We start from the raw sequence: 16092 nt of genomic DNA on the forward strand, positions 1-16092 counted from the left end.
TGGCACACTCCTTGCTCGCGTGCGAGCTGCGCGGCGCGACGGTGAAAGCGGCGTGAGCATCACCGAGCTCGTCATCTCGATGGCGATCTTCTCGATGGTCATCGTGGTCTTCCTTGCCGCGGTGTCCTCCATGGCCAGGTCAACGGTGCGCAGCGAGGCCACCTCGGACTCCGCCTCTCAGATGCGCGCCGTGTTCGCGCGCTTCGACAAGGAAGTCCGCTACGCAAGTGACATCAACACGCCAGGGACCGCCAACGGAAACATCTACATCGAGTACCTGGTTCCCGCCAGCGCCAAGGATGGCGAAGCGATGTGTGTGCAGTGGCGCTACCTGACGGTGGACAAGAAGCTCCAGCGCCGTACGTGGTCTCCCGGCGACGCGTCGACGGTAACGAGCTGGGTCACCCTGGTCACCAAGTTGCGCAATGATCTCTCGCTGACCGCGGAGCAGCCGTTCACGCTTCACCGCGCGGGCACCGTTTCCGGCAAGGTGTATCTGCACCAGACGCTGGACATCTTCCTCGACGCGGGGCTCTCGGGTAGCGGCGACGCTCGCGGCAGCCAGCTTGATACGACCTTCGTCGCGCAGAACTCATCAACGGCGTCGGTCACCAATCCGGGGCTTGTAAAGGTATGCCTGGTAGGGAGCGTGCAGCGACCATGACAAAGATTCGTTATCTCCTGGATCGGCGGTTCTCGCGTCGCGGCGACGACGCAGGCGTGGCCTTCCTCTCCGTCATCATGCTCTTGATGGTGCTCACATTCTTCGCCGTCGTCGTACTGGGTGTGGTGCTTTCGCAAATCACCCCAACCCTGTACACCAACAAGAGCAGCCGCACGCTCGTGGCGGCACAGTCCGGGATTGACGCAACCATCGGGCAGTTCCGGAACGCGACCACCAAGGACTCCACCGGCGCCTGGATGGGCGACATCCACAAGTTGCCGTGCACGGTTGTCGGTACGGTCGACGGCACCGGCGGCGCGGCTCACTACTCCGCCACGATTCAGTACTTTGTTGACGATCCTGAGGGTGAGGATGGCGCGTGGCGCACAACCAATGCACTTGAGTGCTTCGTGGGCAGCGGTGCCAACGGTGGCCTTCGCGCGGTACCGCATTTTGCGATCATCACGTCAGAAGGCTTTGATGACACGGCGAAGGTGGTCGTTGACCGGGCGGATCGTGTCATGGAGGCCACGTACACGTTCCAGCTCACGACCCGCAAACTCAGCGGCGGCATGATCCTCGATACGGACAGCGCGTACTGCCTGGTGGCAACGTCAGCCTCTGTCGGCGCGAACATCCTCTACAAGTCGATGACGAGTTCCGATTGCGTGGAGCAGACAGACCTGAACTCCTGGAGCTGGCGCGACGACTACATGATGCACCTGACCGCGAACGACCGTGACGGGAAGATCCCGCTATGTTGGTCCGGCCGGAACACCACGTCAAACACTCCCGTGGCAATGACCCTCAAGGAGTGCTACACCGGGTCGACGGACCCCGATGGGCAGCGCCTCTCGTGGACGGGCTCGTACACCTGGCGTGGGCAACTTGCAGACAACTCGGACTACGCGGAGTCGTACGTTGTCAACCAAGACAGTCACATTGACGCCAACGACAAGCTGTCCGTAGCCAAGACGGTGACTTACGCCTCGCTCCAGCCGCTGCCAGCAGTGGGTAAGGGTGCGGCATCGTATGAGACCAACCAGGTGGTCAATCAGAACCAGTTCGGTCGCTGCCTCGACGTCACCAACCAGGTGATCACGTACTCGTACGAGATCACGTACCCGTGTAAGCAGGACCCAACGGGCAAGGGGCGCTTCGACTGGAACCACAAGTGGTACTACAGCGAGCCTGCCGAGGGCGCCGAGTCCGTGGTGACCACGATCACGGTCAACAACGGCTCCACGTACTGCCTGCTCACCACAGACACCGGCGGACTCTCCGGCAGCCCGAATCCCAGTGGCTATAGCGCCTACAAATTCCCCAAGTTCGGTTCCGACTGCAGCAACGCCAACGCCAAATGGACTCGGTACGGATACTCCACCGACCCGCTGAAGTCGTACACGATTCAGGACCGAAACGGCAAATGTCTCTCCGCGAGTGACGTCAAGATCAAGGAAGACACGTCGGGCGCCAAGAACTGGACGGCCGTCATCGTGGCGACATGTGATGGCGCCGACGAGAAGCAGAAGTGGAACGTGCCAGACACGCCGGTCGGCGCCTCCATCGGTGACTACGAGGAAGTCACCGGACGGACCGGCGGATGACCCTCGAGGGTGTGGGAGAGCTGGGTGCGTCATCATGGCTGGTAGTCGTCCTTGTCGCCTTGCTGGGCCTGGTGATCGGCTCGTTCCTGAATGTGGTGGCATGGCGTGTCCCCAACGGTCAGTCAGTCGTGCGTCCGCCAAGCGCGTGCCCGCAGTGCGGTCACGCCATTCGCGGACGAGACAACATCCCGGTGATCTCGTGGTTGCTCTTGCGCGGCAGGTGCAGGGATTGTGGCGCGCCGATCTCGATTCAGTACCCGATCGTCGAAGCCGTTACGGCGCTCCTCTTCGTGCTCGTGGCGTTGAAGTTTGGTCTGGGGATCGAATTCGTGGCCTACGCGTACCTGGCGGCACTTGCGGTGGTGCTCACCGTGATCGATCTCAGTGTTCATCGCCTGCCGGACGCGATCGTGTTGCCCGCCTACCCGTTGCTCTTGGTGCTCTTCGCAGCGGAATGCCTGGTAACAGGGGAGTGGTGGCCACTGGCCACGGCCGCGATCGGTGGCGCGATTCTGTTCGCCTTCTACTTTGCGGCGGCCATCGTGTATCCGGGCGGAATGGGCTTTGGGGACGTGAAGCTTGCCGGCGTGATCGGCATGGCGCTTGGATGGTTGGGTTGGGGGCCGCTCGTGGTGGGCGGATTCTCAGCCTTCCTGATTGGTGGTGTGGTGGGGATCATTCTCATCGCCGCGCGCAAGTCCGGACGCAAGAGCGGATTGCCCTTCGGCCCGTTCATGTTCGCTGGGGCACTCGTAGGAATAGCCGTTGGTGCCCAAATCTGGGACGCCTACTTGGGGGTGTGGACGTGACGCCTTACTCAAGTTCGTCAGTCGGTATGTCGATGTTCGGCGTAGTTGAAACGCGTGGCATGGCCATCGCGGAAGGAAGGTAGTCGTGGCTAAGAAACTAGCGATCGGACTCGACATCGGTGCCACGGCGCTGCGCGCTGCGGAGGTCGAAGTTGACGCGCGCGGCAACGTGGAGCTGCATCGATACGCTGAGTTCCCATTGGCGCTCAACGCGGTGCGTGACGGTGAAGTCATGGACGCCGCCGCGGTGGTGCAGGGACTGCGGACCCTCTGGGCTCAAGCCGGATTCTCGTCCAAGGACGTCATCGTCGGTGTGGGAAATCAGCGTGTGGCGGTTCGTCCACTGGTGATGCCACAGATGCCTATGGACCAGCTAACGGCGGCACTGCCGTTCCAGGTCCAGGACCTCCTGCCGATGCCGGTGGAGGAGGCACTGCTCGGGTACTACCCAACGGCATCGGTAGCCGCCTCTGACGGCTCTCCCGCCTTCGACGGGATGCTCGTTGCCGCCGCGCGCGAGACGGTTCTCACCAACCTGCAGGCCGTCGAGGCTGCGGGCCTCAACCCGGTGGTTGTAGATCTTTCAGGATTTGCGCTGTTGCGGATCATGGCTCGGGGTGCGCTCAGCGGTGGCACGGTCGCCTTTGTCGACATCGGCTCGCGCGTAACCACGGTGGTGGTGGCAACCGACGGGATGCCCAAGTTTGTCCGAACTCTTGCCTCGGGCGCCCAGGACCTCACTGATTCGTTTGCGCGTGCCACGGGCACGCCAATGGAGCACGCTGAGCCGCTGTTGCGCCAGCGCGGCCTTGCGGTCACGGACACCCCGGAGTTCCAGGGGGCCAACGGACCATTCCAAGGTGCGGTGCGGTCGCTTGTGGACGGAGTCCGGAATTCGATCGCTTTCTACGCATCCACGGCGCCAACGGCGCCCGTGACCACAGTGGTCCTCTCTGGTGGAGGAGCATTCGTGCCAGGACTTGGCCAGGCCATCGCGTCAACCACCCGCTTGCGCACGGTTCTCGGCAACCCGCTCGAGGGCGTGTCCGTCAGCAAGCAGCTCAAGGCCGCAGAGACGCTCCGCGGACGTGAGGCATCTCTCGCGATGACCATCGGACTCGGAATGGCGGTGGCGGCATGAGCACCGAGACACCCGTAGCGGCGGAAGAGAAGGCATCCTTCCTCAAGCGTCCCGTAGGTAGCGGCGCAAAGAAGAAGTCCGACGGCGCGCCGAAGGTCGGCAAGTTCGGTATCCCGCCACGGCCGCAGGTCAACTTGATGCCCCCAGAGATCATCGAGGGACGTCACGTAGGCGTGCTCAAGAAGAGGCTTCTTTGGGGCATCATCGCGCTGGTCGTGCTCTGCGCTCTCGTCTACGCGGCGGCCTACTACACACGCATGCAAGCAGAAGCGCGCCACGACGACTCGCTCGCCGCCGCGGACCAGCTGATGCTCGAAAAGAAGAAGTACTCGCCCGTGACCCAGGTGCTGAAGTCGATCTCGGATACCGAGGACGCCCGCACATTTGCCCTGAGCACAGAGGTCAACTGGAGCAACTTGATCTACGCGATCCAGGCGGTGCTGCCGGACGGTGTGGTCATCGAGTCCGTCACCGTGACTGCGATTCAGCCCGGTGAAGACCTCGCGGCGGGATCGGACGACCTCACGCGAGCGGGCGTGGGCGTGATCAGTTTCACGGCGGAGTCGGAGACTCTGCCCGACGCCTCGGCCTGGATCGACGCGCTGAACTCGGTGCCTGGCCTTGCCGACACGAACCTCCAGAGCTCCACACTTGAGGATGCCGACGGCACGGAGACCTACAAGGTCGCCACGACCGTTCAGGTGACAGAGGACGCTCTGGCTAACCGCACCTTCGCCGACCAGGCAACCGACACCGACTCCGGGGACGAGGGCTGACCCATGAACAAGAACCAAAACGCCCGTTCGCTGGTCCTCTTGACCATCCTCGGAGCCGTCGTCATTATTGCGATCGCGTGGTTCCTGCTGATCTCTCCTGTGCTCAGCGGTGCTGCCGAGGCGAGCGAAGCAGCGGTCCAGCAGGAATCGCAAAACGAGAACACTCAGATTCAGGTCAACAAGCTCAAGGCGCAGTTCGCGAGCATCGATGACTACCAGACGCAGCTTGAGGCGTTGCAGGTGCAGATCCCAACCACTCAGGACTACGCGGACCTGCAGCGGCAGTTCTCCGCCATCGCGGCGGCCCATGACGTTGTCATCACGAGCCTCTCGTTCGGCAGCGCTCAACCGATCGAGCAGTCGAACGTCACCGACGAGTCCGCCGGTGAGACCACGGACCCCACCACGGACGACGCTGCCACGGATGATTCGGCTACCGATGGATCTACGGACACTTCTGGTACGGCGACCGATGCGTCGAAGAACATCGCCCGCCTCTACGGAATCCCGGTGACCGTGGCGATGACGGGCTCGTACGACGATCTCATGGCTGCGCTCAACGAGATGCAGACCGGTGAGATCCGCCTCATCCTCATCACCGATGTGTCCCTCACGCAGTCCGACGAGGCTGACGCAGCCGGAGGCGACACGAGTGCAGTGTTCGGCGGCCAGACCTTCGTGCTGACCGGTTCAACACCCGAGGAGGCGGCCCCAGACGCGTCGGGCACCAGCCCCTCGCCTTCACCCGCGCCGTAAGCAAAGACACCAACGCCCGCCGCCCCGTGCGGCGGGCGCTGGCGTATATCTGAAAGAATGTCGATCATGCTTCGATGGCTCACGGCAGGCGAATCCCACGGTCCAGCTCTTGTTGGGACGCTCGAAGGCCTCCCGGCTGGCGTCCCGATCACGTCCGATGCTGTGCGCGAGGCACTCGCACGCCGCCGCCTTGGCTATGGGCGCGGTGCACGCATGTCCTTTGAACAGGATGAAGTCACGTTCCTCGGCGGAGTCCGCCATGGGCTCACGCAGGGTGGCCCCATCGCGATCATGGTGGGCAACACCGAGTGGCCGAAGTGGGAGACCGTGATGTCGGCGGACCCGGTGGATCCGGCTGAGCTCACCGGAGCCAGGGGAGCGCCGTTGACTCGACCGCGGCCCGGTCACGCGGACCTCGTGGGCATGACGAAGTACGGCTTCGAAGACGCCAGGCCCGTGCTGGAGCGCGCGTCGGCCCGTGAGACCGCGGCGCGCGTAGCGCTGGGGGCGGTGGCCGAGGCCTTCCTCAAGGAGGCCGCAGGCATAGAGCTGGTGGCACACACCGTGCAGGTCGGTGCAATCGCCGTGCCTGACGATGCGCCGTTGCCGCCCGCGACCGCGACCAAGCAGCTCGACGACGATCCCATCCGCTGCTTCCACCCGGAAACCTCGGCCGCGATGGTCGCAGAAATAGACCAGTGCCAGAAGGACGGCGACACGCTGGGTGGCGTCGTTGAGGTGGTCGCATATGGCCTGCCCGTGGGCCTTGGGAGTCACGTTCATTGGGATCGCAGGCTCGATTCCCGGGTCGCGGGCGCGCTCATGGGGATCCAGGCGATCAAGGGCGTCGAGGTGGGCGACGGCCTGCGCACGGCGGCACGCCGTGGCTCGCAGGCGCACGACGAGATCGAATACCAGGATGGTCACGTAACGCGCCGCACCAATCGTGCCGGCGGCATCGAGGGCGGCATGACCAACGGCGAGCCGCTGCGGGTGCGCGCCGCCATGAAGCCCATATCCACCGTGCCCCGCGCGCTTGACACCATCGACACCGCCACGGGCGAGGCCGCCAAGGCCATCCACCAGCGCTCGGACGTGTGCGCGGTGGCGCCCGCCGCGGTGGTTGCGCAGGCGATGGTGGCGCTCACGCTCGCGGACGCTTTGCTGGAGAAGTTCGGCGGCGATTCGCTTGCAGAGGTGCAGCGCAATATCGCCGCCTACGCGGACGCTGTCCCGGACCACCTGCGGCAATGACAGGTCCTCGCGTAGTCCTGATCGGCCCGCCCGGCTCGGGAAAGTCGTCGGTGGCCAGAGCGCTCGCTCGAGCGCTCGGTGTGGGACGCCGCGACACAGACGCGGATGTTGAGCATGCCGCCGGGAAGCCGATATCGGACATCTTTGTCGATGACGGCGAGGCCGCGTTCAGGGCGATGGAGCGCGAAGCCGTCGCTAGAGCCATGGTGGAGCACGAGGGCGTCTTGGCGCTCGGTGGCGGAGCTATCTTGGACGAGGGCACCCAGCAACTGCTCGTGGACTATGTCGCCGATGGCGGGCGCGTGGTGTTCCTCGACGTCTCCCTCAATGCCGTCGCTCCGCGGGTTGGCCTCAACGCCGCACGGCCGTTGCTGGTGGGCAATCCACGCAGGCAGTGGTCGGAGCTCATGGAGGTTCGCAGGCCAATTTACGAGGGACTTTCAACGGATACGGTGAACACCGATCACATTCGCGCCGATCGCGTGGCGCATGAGCTCATGGACAAGGGGATCTGATGACCCAGGTAGTTCGCGTCAACACGGCGGCGCCATATGACGTCACGATTGGCAGCGACCTGACCCAGTCAATTGCCGACTCTCTCCCCAGCACCGCGACCAAGGTGCTGCTGATCCACTCGGAAGTTCTCGCGGCGCGCGCGGGAGCACTCAAGGCGGCCATTGAAGGCACCGGGCGCTCGGTGATCTCCGCCGTCGTGCCCGACGCCGAGGCGGGCAAGACGGCATCGGTCGCCTCGTTCTGTTGGCAGGTCCTCGGCAAGACGGACTTCACCCGTTCCGACCTTGTGGTTGGCGTGGGTGGGGGAGCGGTGACCGACCTCGCCGGATTCGTTGCAGCTACCTGGCTGCGCGGTGTGGCCGTGGTCCAGGTGCCCACGAGCCTCAACGGCATGGTCGACGCCGCGATCGGTGGCAAGACCGGCATCAACACCGAAGAGGGCAAGAATCTCGTGGGGGCCTTCCACGAGCCCGCGGCGGTGTGGTGCGACCTCGATGCGCTTCTCACCTTGCCGCAGAACCAACTGGTCGCGGGTCTCGCCGAGGTGGTCAAGGGCGGCTTCATTCGCGACACCGAGATACTTGACATTGCGGAGGCGAACCTCGAGTCCCTCGCTGGCGGCGCCACGGAAGACAATCTCGACGTGCTCGCGGAACTGGTCCGCCGCAAGGCTCAGGTCAAGGCCGATGTGGTTGCGGCGGACCTTAAGGAGTCATTTGAGCGCGAGATCCTTAACTACGGCCACACGTTTGGACACGCGATCGAATACACCGAGCGGTACCAGTGGCGTCACGGCGCCGCGGTCTCGGTGGGCATGATGTACGCCGCCGAACTCGCACACCTAGTGGGGAAACTGGCGGAGGAGGACGTGGACCGTCATCGTCGCATCCTTGACGGCCTGGGGTTGCCAACCACCTACCCGGAGGGCCGGTGGGATGCGCTGATGACCGCGATGCGCCGCGACAAGAAGAGTCGTGGAGACACGCTTCGGTTCGTCATCCTGCAAGGAATCGGAACACCGGTTCGTCTAGAAGGCCCCGATCCGGCACTCCTGACCGCGGCATACGACGAGATCAGCTATCCCTGATGAACCCACGCAGCGGCATCCTCGAAGGTCGTGAAGAGCTCCTTCTGGAAGCCGTAGCGCTCGATGAGCGGCCAGTCCTTGGGCCCCACGGCAATGCCCTTCCCGTAGTCGCCACCGTGGGGCACGATCGCGACGTGCCCGGCCGTCTCGAACTGGATCTTGTTGCGCTCTAGGCACGGCAGGATGTCCGCGGCGAACGTGGCCGGGATGTCCGGATTGGCGAGGACGAACGCCCCCGTCACGGATTCGGCCCGCGAACCCTCCTCAAGGGTATCGATGCGCAGCCAGTCCGCTCCGAGGCTCATGGCGCTTGCTGCAATCAGGGTGCACACGAGGCCAACGCGAGCGCGGCCTTGGGACAACCACATCAGCACGGCGAACAGCAATCCCACGATTCCCGCGACACCAAGCCCTGGGCGGTCGTCAAGCGACAGCACGTCGAGGAATGGCACAAGCCCTGGAACCGCGAATGGGATCCACACGGCGTCGATCGCCACTCGGGGCAACACGAGCAGCCCATACCCAAGCACCGCGACTATGGAGCCGATGAGCGCGGCATTCGTGAGCCGCGCGCTCGCGCGCACCCACAGGGCCGTGGCTCCGAGCACCGCGATCGGGACAACGAAGGGATCCAGGTAGCGTCCGAAGATTGGAGTGTCGAAGCGCGTCGCGTAGTCGGAGGAGCCCGCGAGAACCCATACAAAGAACACGGCTTGTGCGAGCACCATTGAGCCCAGCCACCACCAAGCAGAGGCGACGCCGGGGACGCCGTCCCGCCTAACCGCAGCCCGCGCCCTACTGATGCAGGCGAGCAGCCCCAGAACCGTCAGGAGAGCCCACGACACCACCTGGACAAAAGCCTGGCCTAGAACAACCTCACCGATGCGAAGCAGGCTGAGGTGGCCAACAAGGTCCTCCACGCGCGTGTCATCGGCAAATACCTGGCCGCCGATGGCTGACTGCGCCCACAGGCTGACGAGGCTCAGGATCGCGGCGGGAGCAATGGTGAGTACAGCGGCGGCCCACTTGCTGCGCCCGAGTACGGCACGTGCCACCAGCCACGCGATTGTCACTGCCACCAGGGGCAGCGCCCGCGCGTGCACGGCTGCCGCAAGCCCGGCGACGGTGCCCAGAAGAACATGGTCGATCGTTCGGCCGCGCTGCGCGAGCCGCAGGGCGAGCAGCGTCGCGACCAGGATCAGGAGCGTCAGTGGGTTCTCGGCGAGGACGTAGTTCGACATGAGCGCCCGCGCTGGAACGAGCGTCACGAGCGCGCCGATCGCAAGGCTCACGTTTGGCCCGGCTCCGAATCGCCGGGCGAGGAGAGTTGCCGGCCAGATGGCAAGCGCGCCCAGCGCCGCGCTGATGAACGCGGCGATTTGGTAGATCGTTACGGGCTCGATGGGTAGCCACCACAGAGGCGCGAGGACAGCCGAGTAGCCCACCGCATAGCTAGAACCGCACAGCGACCAGTCGGCCGAGTGCCCTGCGATGACGTTGGCGTTCGCGAGGTAGCCAATCTCATCGAAGACGTACATGGGACCCACGGAACGCGCGGCGATCAGGAGGTGGACGACGACGACGATCGCGACGATCGCAAGGGGTATGTACTTGCGCAGCGAGCCTTGCAATTGGTCCGAAGCGGACTGCTCGCTGGTGATCTCCACGCTCGCAGGCTACCGGGTCGCTACCCGCTCTCGAGGATGCCGCTCGCTAGAGTTGCGCTCATGACCACCGTCCTCGTTCTCAACGGGCCCAACCTGGGCCGCCTCGGCACGCGCGAGCCCGAGAAGTACGGCTCAACCACCCACGACGAACTCGTGGCGCTTGTCGCCGAGTGGGGAGCCAGCGTCGGGCTGGAAACCGTGGTGAGGCAGAGCGACAGTGAAGCCGACCTTGTCCACTGGCTGCACGAGGCCGTGGATGCAGGGTGGCACGTGGTGCTGAACCCGGCCGCGTTCACTCACTACTCGTACGCACTGCGTGACGCGTGCGCTCTGCTGCCCGACGCTGGGCTCACCCTGGTGGAGGTTCACCTCACCAATCCCTCGGCGAGGGAAGAATTCCGCCACACGTCGGTGATCTCCGGGGTAGCGTCGGGGACCATTGCAGGTTTTGGGGTGGACTCCTACCGACTGGCGCTCGAGGCCATAGCCGCGCACGTCGGCTAGAATTTCCCCTCGTGGCTACCTCAAACGACATCAAGAACGGCTCAGTACTGAACCTCGACGGCAACCTGTGGTCCGTCATCGAGTTCCAGCACGTGAAGCCCGGCAAGGGCGGCGCGTTCGTGCGCACCAAGCTGAAGAACGTGCTGACCGGCAAGGTCGTGGACAAGACCTTCAACGCGGGAACCAAGGTGGACTTCGAGACGGTGGACCGCCGCTCGATGCAGTACCTGTACAACGACGGCTCGTCGTTCGTGTTCATGGACCCCGACACGTTCGACCAGGTCAACGTGAGCCCCGCCGTGATGGGAGACGCCACCGACTGGCTGCTCGAGAACGAGACGGCCGTCATCGGCTCCAACAACGGCAACCCGATCTTCCTCGAAGTGCCGGCATCCGTTGTGCTCGAGGTGACCTACACCGAGCCCGGACTGCAGGGCGACCGCTCCAGCGGCGGCACCAAGCCCGCGACGCTTGAGACCGGCCGCGAGATCCAAGTGCCGCTGTTTCTGGAGGCCGGCGTGAAGGTCAAGGTCAACACCGAGACCGGCGACTATCTGGGTCGCGTCAACGACTAGGTCCCTTCACCACGCCTGGGCGCGCCTCTAGATACTGCTCGTGCTCCGTCCCGTAGCCTCATCGCCATGACATCTGCGGTCTCAGTGAGCGACTCAGCCGTTCGGCTCGCGCTCGCGCGGCGCAAGGACTATCAGTGGCGACCTCCCGCATGGCTGGCAATGGTGGCCGTTCTTGGCGCGGCTGCGACGTACTTTGTCGTAGCCCGCAGCGCCACGTATCCGTTGATCCCGCTCGACGAGATGGTGATGATGGCGGACTCGCGGATCATCGCGGGCGACGGTGGGGCATGGGCAATGACCGGCGGTGGCTTCATGCCAGGGCTCGCAGTGCTCCTGGCACCCCTCTGGTGGATCACCTCGGACCAAGTGGTGGTGTACCAGGCGGGGATCTGGATCACGGTTGTCGTCGCACTCCTGACGATCTGGCCATTGTCCGTGCTGGCGCGCAGGGTGGGAGCCACGCGCGAGGCGGGGGTCATCATCGCGAGTGTGATCATGATCGCGCCCGCCCGCATCCTCGTCACCAACTTCCTGATCTCCGAGACGCTAATGACGTTGGCGACGGCGCTTGTCGCGGCGGCGGGTATTCGCCTATACCGAACACGCCAGACGCGCGATGCTGTGCTCTTGGGGCTCGCAACCGGTATGGCTGTGGTGGCGCACGGTCGCGGAGTTGCGATCGCTCTGGCGGTGGGGATCTGGTGCCTGATGCTGTTGCGGGTGTGCGCGCGGCCCGCACTGATCGCGGGCTTGACCGCTGTGCTCAGTTCCCTCGGGGCATTCGCTCTCTACTTCGCGGTTTCGCCAGCTTCACCTGGTAGCGACGGTCGAATCTCGGGGAGTATCGACAACCTGACCGCGACCTCCGTCGGCGAATTGTTCGCATCCTTGCTGGGCCAGCTCTGGTATGCCTCCCTCGCCTGGCCTCTCGTGCTGTTGCTCGGTTCGGGGCTGGTCGCGCGCCACGCTCGTCGCAAGCCCGATATGGCCCTGGTCCTGCTAATGGCCGTGCTCGCTGTCGCCCTTTCCACGACACAACTCACCCATCCCACTGACATCTCTCGCATCGATCCGTGGTTCTACGGGCGCTACAACGACCACGTCTGGACGCTGCTCGCGACCATCGGGCTCGCATTGGCCGTGCGCTGGGTGTGGCCCAAGGTCTTGGCGATCGTTGTCGGTGTCGCGGGCGTGCTCGCTGCGCTCATGTTCTTCGTGACCGTGCCGAACATCCCCAACGGTGACGGGTGGCAGAGCCTCCACGTCTTTGGCGTCGCCCCGTGGTTGAGCCTTGAGCAACTTCACAAAGGTCAAGCCCAGCCCTGGGCCCTGATCTGCATGTTGGGCTTCGCCCTCACCCTGGCATTGGCACTCGTCGCGCTGGTGCGGGCGTGGATCGTGCCTGTACTCGCGGTTGGTTGGCTTGCGCTTTCACTCACCTACGATGCCAACGTTCTTGACGTCCAGAACGGCACCAGAGATCCCGATGCACATCGGTGGGGATTCGTTGCACTTCCGGAGGGTGTAAGCATAGGAGTCGACGCGTCCACTGGGGACCTGCGCAATCTGGTGATCTTCGTGTCCGGCGATCGCGGTCTCGTAGGCGTGGATGTGGAAGAAGGCCGACCCGACGTTGACGTTGTCTACACCTGGTCCACCGAGACCACTCCTGCCCAGGATGGTGCGCGAGTATTCGGCCCGTCGACCGGTAGCGAGATTCTCGCTTGGGTGTACCCGGGCGCACTCTATGACGAACTGGACTCGCAGGGCCTGCTCCTTCCGGCTGGGGAGACCGAGCCGGACAAAGACCACGGGGGGTCTTGAGGCGGCGCTACTCTGGCTCGTTCAGCAGTGCCAGGACGCTTTGCTCGAAGACCGGAGCAAGTTCAGTCGATAAGGTGTTCGTGATGTGGTCGCGGTCTCGATAGAGGAACACGTCGCCGAGGATGACTCCGCACGATGTAGGCGAACACAGGTAGTCGGTCATGTCTATCCACGTCCACCCGCTGTTATCAGCGACGGTTCGGAATATGTCCGTGCGAGGCGAGTCGACCCCGTACGCGCGCGAGGTGGTGCACCTGCTGATGTAGTTGACGTCGGTAGCCGCACACTCAGCCGGGACGAACGCATGCGATGGCGTATCCGCCACCCAGGCCACGGTTAGTCCCGCCAGATCGCGCCGCAGACCTTCCATCGCCGACTCTAGTTCACCTTGTTCCACGTGACGTTCGTCCCGATGCCTCCAGGTGGATGCGGACACGATGACGAGGTCCGGAGACAGGGACTTCATGTAGGTGAGAGCTGCGGGTTGCCAGGTGTCACAGCCTGCGCCGTATTGGAAGCCCACTCCACCGTACGGCGGGCAACTGTTGGCGGTAACCACTGCTACGCGATAGCGTCCTTGCTCGATTCCCGGGCTGAGGGCACCGAGCCACTGCAGCGCATGCGAGTCGCCGAAGAGTGCCACCAGCGGACCGTTGGTGCCGTAGATGCAGTCGGCGGGACCCATTGCACCACCGACCGGGTTCACGTTGCAACCGTCTTGATCTGCAAGTGGCAGGTCCTGACTGGCTGTAGCGAGCGTCGGCCGCAAGTTCAACGGCACTTCCGTCGCGAACGCTTGGCCATGGGTCCCAGGAGGAACGGGCCTATACGGCGCGGCCCGCAGTTGCGTCGAAGCCGTGCCTGCGCTGGCGTGGACACCGACGGCGACTATGACCGCGAGCGAGCCGAGCAGGATCACTCCGCATATCGCAAGTGTCCTGGTCGCCGCAGCGCGTGTCGCCACGGGCAGACGTCGAAGAGGCGTCTCAACGAAGCGATATGAGAGCCAAGAACACAGCAGGGTAAGGACCACGATGGTTGGAGAAGCAAGCGAGCGGGTCGCAGACGCGGTGCCGACTACGACGATCAAAATAGGCCAGTGCCAGAGGTAGATGCTGTAAGAGCGGTCGCCGATCCACTGGAGTGGCTGCCATGCGGCAAGCCGTCCGGCGGGCCGCACGATGCCGACGGCCAGAACGAGGACCGACGCCGCGACGGGAGCCACCGTCACAAGAGAAGGCCAAGTAGATGTACCGCTAAGGAGGATGACCGTCGCGGCTAGGACACACCATCCCAGCGAGGTGAGCGCTGTTCCGCCGCGACGCAGCGCCGGGACGCGGAGCAACCGTTGCCCCACCATGGCAAGAAGTAAGCCGGCACCGAGCTCCCACGCGCGCGTCAGCGGATTGAAGAACGGGCCAACGCCCAGGGTGGTTGCACCGTAGACCGCGAGGTCGAGCGAAACCACTATTCCCGCTGTCACCAACAAGACTGCAAGCCTGCGGTTGCGCGAGCGCAGCAACACGAGAGTCAGCAGAACAGGGGCGACCACGTAGAACTGCTCCTCGATTCCGAGCGACCAATACTGCGTGTACGGCGACTGATATCCGTCCATGAGATAGCCCTGGTCGGACACGCCGAACCATAGGTTCGACACCCCGAGCACGCTGGCGATGCCGTCGCGCGTGTACGTAGGCGTTGTGGCACGCGGCCCCCACAACAACAGATCGAGCCGGCTCGCGGTGAGCGATACCGCGATGATCGTCACGGTCGCCACGAGCGCCGACACGGGAACGATGCGACGCGCGCGTCGGGCGAAGAACGCCCGAAACTGAATCCCGCCCCCGAGCCACTCCCGGTACAGATGCCCGCCCACAAGGTAGCCAGAGACCACGAAGAACACATCCACGCCGATGAACCCTCCGCGAAACAGCTCGGGAGCCACGTGGAAGAGCAGTACCGCAACCACGGCGAAAGCGCGCAGGGCCTGAATGTCGACGCGACGCGGGGTGTCCGCCTTGGGGCGTTGTGCGGGTGCGGTTGGCTTGGCGCCCGCGCTCTTGACGTCTGGGGCGCTCACGAGGGGGATTATTCCGCCATGAGATGCCTCCGAGCCATCGTTTGCGGCCAATCTCACGCGTTGCTTTCTGGCGCCGTTGTGTCTCGTGGACGAACGGGCCTAGGCGCGCGAGCACCCGCTCAGGGTCCCTTTCGAGTCAGGTCGCCGCGCCGAGAACGTCCATTGCTGTGCTGGGAGACGAACTCGTTGGCACCGGAAGCGAGGCGCCGTGGCCCGACGCCATCACTGCCGGCCCGGTCGAGTTGGTCGACGTTGCGGAGCGGAATCGCATTGTGAGGGCCGGGTTGTGGCTCCGTCGCCAGTAGCAGTGGCCCAGACCGGGCGAGAGCACTAGGGCGAGTGAGCGTCGGGCAGCCTGTCACCAACTACGCTTGAGGGCTATGGCCGCCCGCACCAAAGCCCGCAAGCGCGCTCTCGACATCCTCTTCGAGTCGGATCAGCGCGGCGAGAACGTCCTCGACGTGCTGAACACGCGCCTCGCCAACTCGGGGCGCGAGACGCCGCTGCCGGAGTACTCCGCGCAGATCGTGCGCGGGGTCGCCGAGCGTTGGCTCGAGATCAACACGCTGATCCAGGACGCGTCCCCCGAATGGACGCTGCAGCGCATGCCCGCGGTGGACCGCGCGATCCTGCGTGTTGGAGCGTGGGAGGTTCTGGCCAGCCGCGAGGTCGCTACCGCGGTCGCCATCGACGAGGCAGTTGAGCTGGCGCGGGACCTGTCAACGGACGACTCGCCGTCCTTCATCAACGGCATCCTCGGCACCATCGCCCGCGACGCCCCGGCGCTGCCGTCGGGGGAGTAGGCCGGCGCGCACTGCGGGCAGGTTATCCA

15 protein-coding genes are annotated in these 16092 nt (G+C 64.5%); 13 read left to right on the forward strand and 2 right to left on the reverse strand.

Going from position 1 to position 16092, the window contains the following annotated elements:
* The first annotated feature begins 52 nt into the window (after positions 1–52).
* The 9 genes from NVV57_11770 (at position 53) to aroB (ending at position 8610) form a co-directional block, all read left to right on the forward strand.
* On the forward strand, positions 53–664 hold the full coding sequence (locus NVV57_11770) for a hypothetical protein (protein ID MCR6713312.1): 612 nt from the start codon (positions 53–55) through the stop codon (positions 662–664).
* Entirely contained in the window at positions 661–2271 is a 1611-nt protein-coding gene (locus NVV57_11775; GenBank protein MCR6713313.1) for a hypothetical protein, read from the forward strand. Before NVV57_11770 ends, NVV57_11775 begins: the two co-directional genes overlap by 4 nt.
* Positions 2268–3080, forward strand: a complete 813-nt coding sequence (locus NVV57_11780; GenBank protein ID MCR6713314.1) for a prepilin peptidase — start codon at positions 2268–2270, stop codon at positions 3078–3080. Before NVV57_11775 ends, NVV57_11780 begins: the two co-directional genes overlap by 4 nt.
* Before the next feature lie 85 nt (positions 3081–3165).
* Positions 3166–4221: a type IV pilus assembly protein PilM gene (gene pilM, locus NVV57_11785; protein MCR6713315.1), complete on the forward strand. Its 1056-nt coding sequence runs from the start codon at positions 3166–3168 to the stop codon at positions 4219–4221.
* Positions 4218–4997, forward strand: a complete 780-nt coding sequence (locus NVV57_11790) for a hypothetical protein (protein ID MCR6713316.1) — start codon at positions 4218–4220, stop codon at positions 4995–4997. The genes pilM and NVV57_11790 overlap by 4 nt, the downstream gene beginning before the upstream one ends.
* Positions 4998–5000: 3 nt before the next feature.
* Positions 5001–5753: a type II secretion system protein M gene (locus NVV57_11795; protein ID MCR6713317.1), complete on the forward strand. Its 753-nt coding sequence runs from the start codon at positions 5001–5003 to the stop codon at positions 5751–5753.
* A gap of 66 nt (positions 5754–5819) precedes the next feature.
* Positions 5820–7007, forward strand: a complete 1188-nt coding sequence (gene aroC, locus NVV57_11800; protein MCR6713318.1) for a chorismate synthase — start codon at positions 5820–5822, stop codon at positions 7005–7007.
* Positions 7004–7522, forward strand: coding sequence for a shikimate kinase (locus tag NVV57_11805; protein ID MCR6713319.1), 519 nt, complete (start codon positions 7004–7006; stop codon positions 7520–7522). Before aroC ends, NVV57_11805 begins: the two co-directional genes overlap by 4 nt.
* The gene (gene aroB, locus NVV57_11810; GenBank protein MCR6713320.1) at positions 7522–8610 is read left to right on the forward strand and encodes a 3-dehydroquinate synthase; all 1089 of its coding nucleotides are present in this window, start codon (positions 7522–7524) and stop codon (positions 8608–8610) included. The genes NVV57_11805 and aroB overlap by 1 nt, the downstream gene beginning before the upstream one ends.
* Here the strand turns inward: aroB and NVV57_11815 are convergent.
* Positions 8601–10277, reverse strand: coding sequence for a hypothetical protein (locus NVV57_11815; protein ID MCR6713321.1), 1677 nt, complete (start codon positions 10275–10277; stop codon positions 8601–8603). The genes aroB and NVV57_11815 overlap by 10 nt on opposite strands.
* Positions 10278–10337: 60 nt before the next feature.
* Here NVV57_11815 and aroQ point away from each other — a divergent pair, with 60 nt between their 5' ends.
* From aroQ to NVV57_11830, 3 genes are all read left to right on the forward strand, one after another.
* Positions 10338–10781 carry a type II 3-dehydroquinate dehydratase gene (gene aroQ, locus NVV57_11820; protein MCR6713322.1) on the forward strand — a complete coding sequence of 148 codons (444 nt, stop codon included), beginning with the start codon at positions 10338–10340 and terminating at the stop codon, positions 10779–10781.
* Positions 10782–10792: 11 nt separating this feature from the next.
* Complete coding sequence (gene efp / locus NVV57_11825; GenBank protein ID MCR6713323.1) at positions 10793–11356, forward strand: elongation factor P; 564 nt, start codon at positions 10793–10795, stop codon at positions 11354–11356.
* Between the two features lie 66 nt (positions 11357–11422).
* The gene (locus tag NVV57_11830; GenBank protein ID MCR6713324.1) at positions 11423–13180 is read left to right on the forward strand and encodes a hypothetical protein; all 1758 of its coding nucleotides are present in this window, start codon (positions 11423–11425) and stop codon (positions 13178–13180) included.
* A 7-nt stretch (positions 13181–13187) separates the two neighbouring features.
* Here NVV57_11830 and NVV57_11835 read toward each other — a convergent pair whose 3' ends face one another.
* A complete protein-coding gene (locus tag NVV57_11835; protein MCR6713325.1) occupies positions 13188–15260 on the reverse strand; it encodes an acyltransferase in 2073 nt (690 codons plus the stop codon).
* Positions 15261–15640: 380 nt separating this feature from the next.
* On the opposite strand from NVV57_11835, the gene nusB reads away from it, so the two are divergent.
* Entirely contained in the window at positions 15641–16063 is a 423-nt protein-coding gene (nusB, locus tag NVV57_11840) for a transcription antitermination factor NusB (protein ID MCR6713326.1), read from the forward strand.
* Positions 16064–16092: the final 29 nt, after the last annotated feature.

It is taken from the genome of Demequina sp. (assembly GCA_024707205.1).
In the GTDB taxonomy this organism is placed as follows: Bacteria; Actinomycetota; Actinomycetes; order Actinomycetales; family Demequinaceae; genus Demequina.

Excerpts from the sequence above, each read along its gene's own strand:
- NVV57_11775 (MCR6713313.1), top strand. The coding sequence starts at position 661 with ATGACAAAGATTCGTTATCTCCTGGATCGGCGGTTCTCGCGTCGCGGC.
- NVV57_11780 (MCR6713314.1), top strand. The coding sequence starts at position 2,268 with ATGACCCTCGAGGGTGTGGGAGAGCTGGGTGCGTCATCATGGCTGGTA.
- NVV57_11790 (MCR6713316.1), top strand. The coding sequence starts at position 4,218 with ATGAGCACCGAGACACCCGTAGCGGCGGAAGAGAAGGCATCCTTCCTC.
- NVV57_11795 (MCR6713317.1), top strand. The coding sequence starts at position 5,001 with ATGAACAAGAACCAAAACGCCCGTTCGCTGGTCCTCTTGACCATCCTC.
- aroC (MCR6713318.1), top strand. The coding sequence starts at position 5,820 with ATGCTTCGATGGCTCACGGCAGGCGAATCCCACGGTCCAGCTCTTGTT.
- NVV57_11805 (MCR6713319.1), top strand. The coding sequence starts at position 7,004 with ATGACAGGTCCTCGCGTAGTCCTGATCGGCCCGCCCGGCTCGGGAAAG.
- aroB (MCR6713320.1), top strand. The coding sequence starts at position 7,522 with ATGACCCAGGTAGTTCGCGTCAACACGGCGGCGCCATATGACGTCACG.
- aroQ (MCR6713322.1), top strand. The coding sequence starts at position 10,338 with ATGACCACCGTCCTCGTTCTCAACGGGCCCAACCTGGGCCGCCTCGGC.
- NVV57_11830 (MCR6713324.1), top strand. The coding sequence starts at position 11,423 with ATGACATCTGCGGTCTCAGTGAGCGACTCAGCCGTTCGGCTCGCGCTC.
- nusB (MCR6713326.1), top strand. The coding sequence starts at position 15,641 with ATGGCCGCCCGCACCAAAGCCCGCAAGCGCGCTCTCGACATCCTCTTC.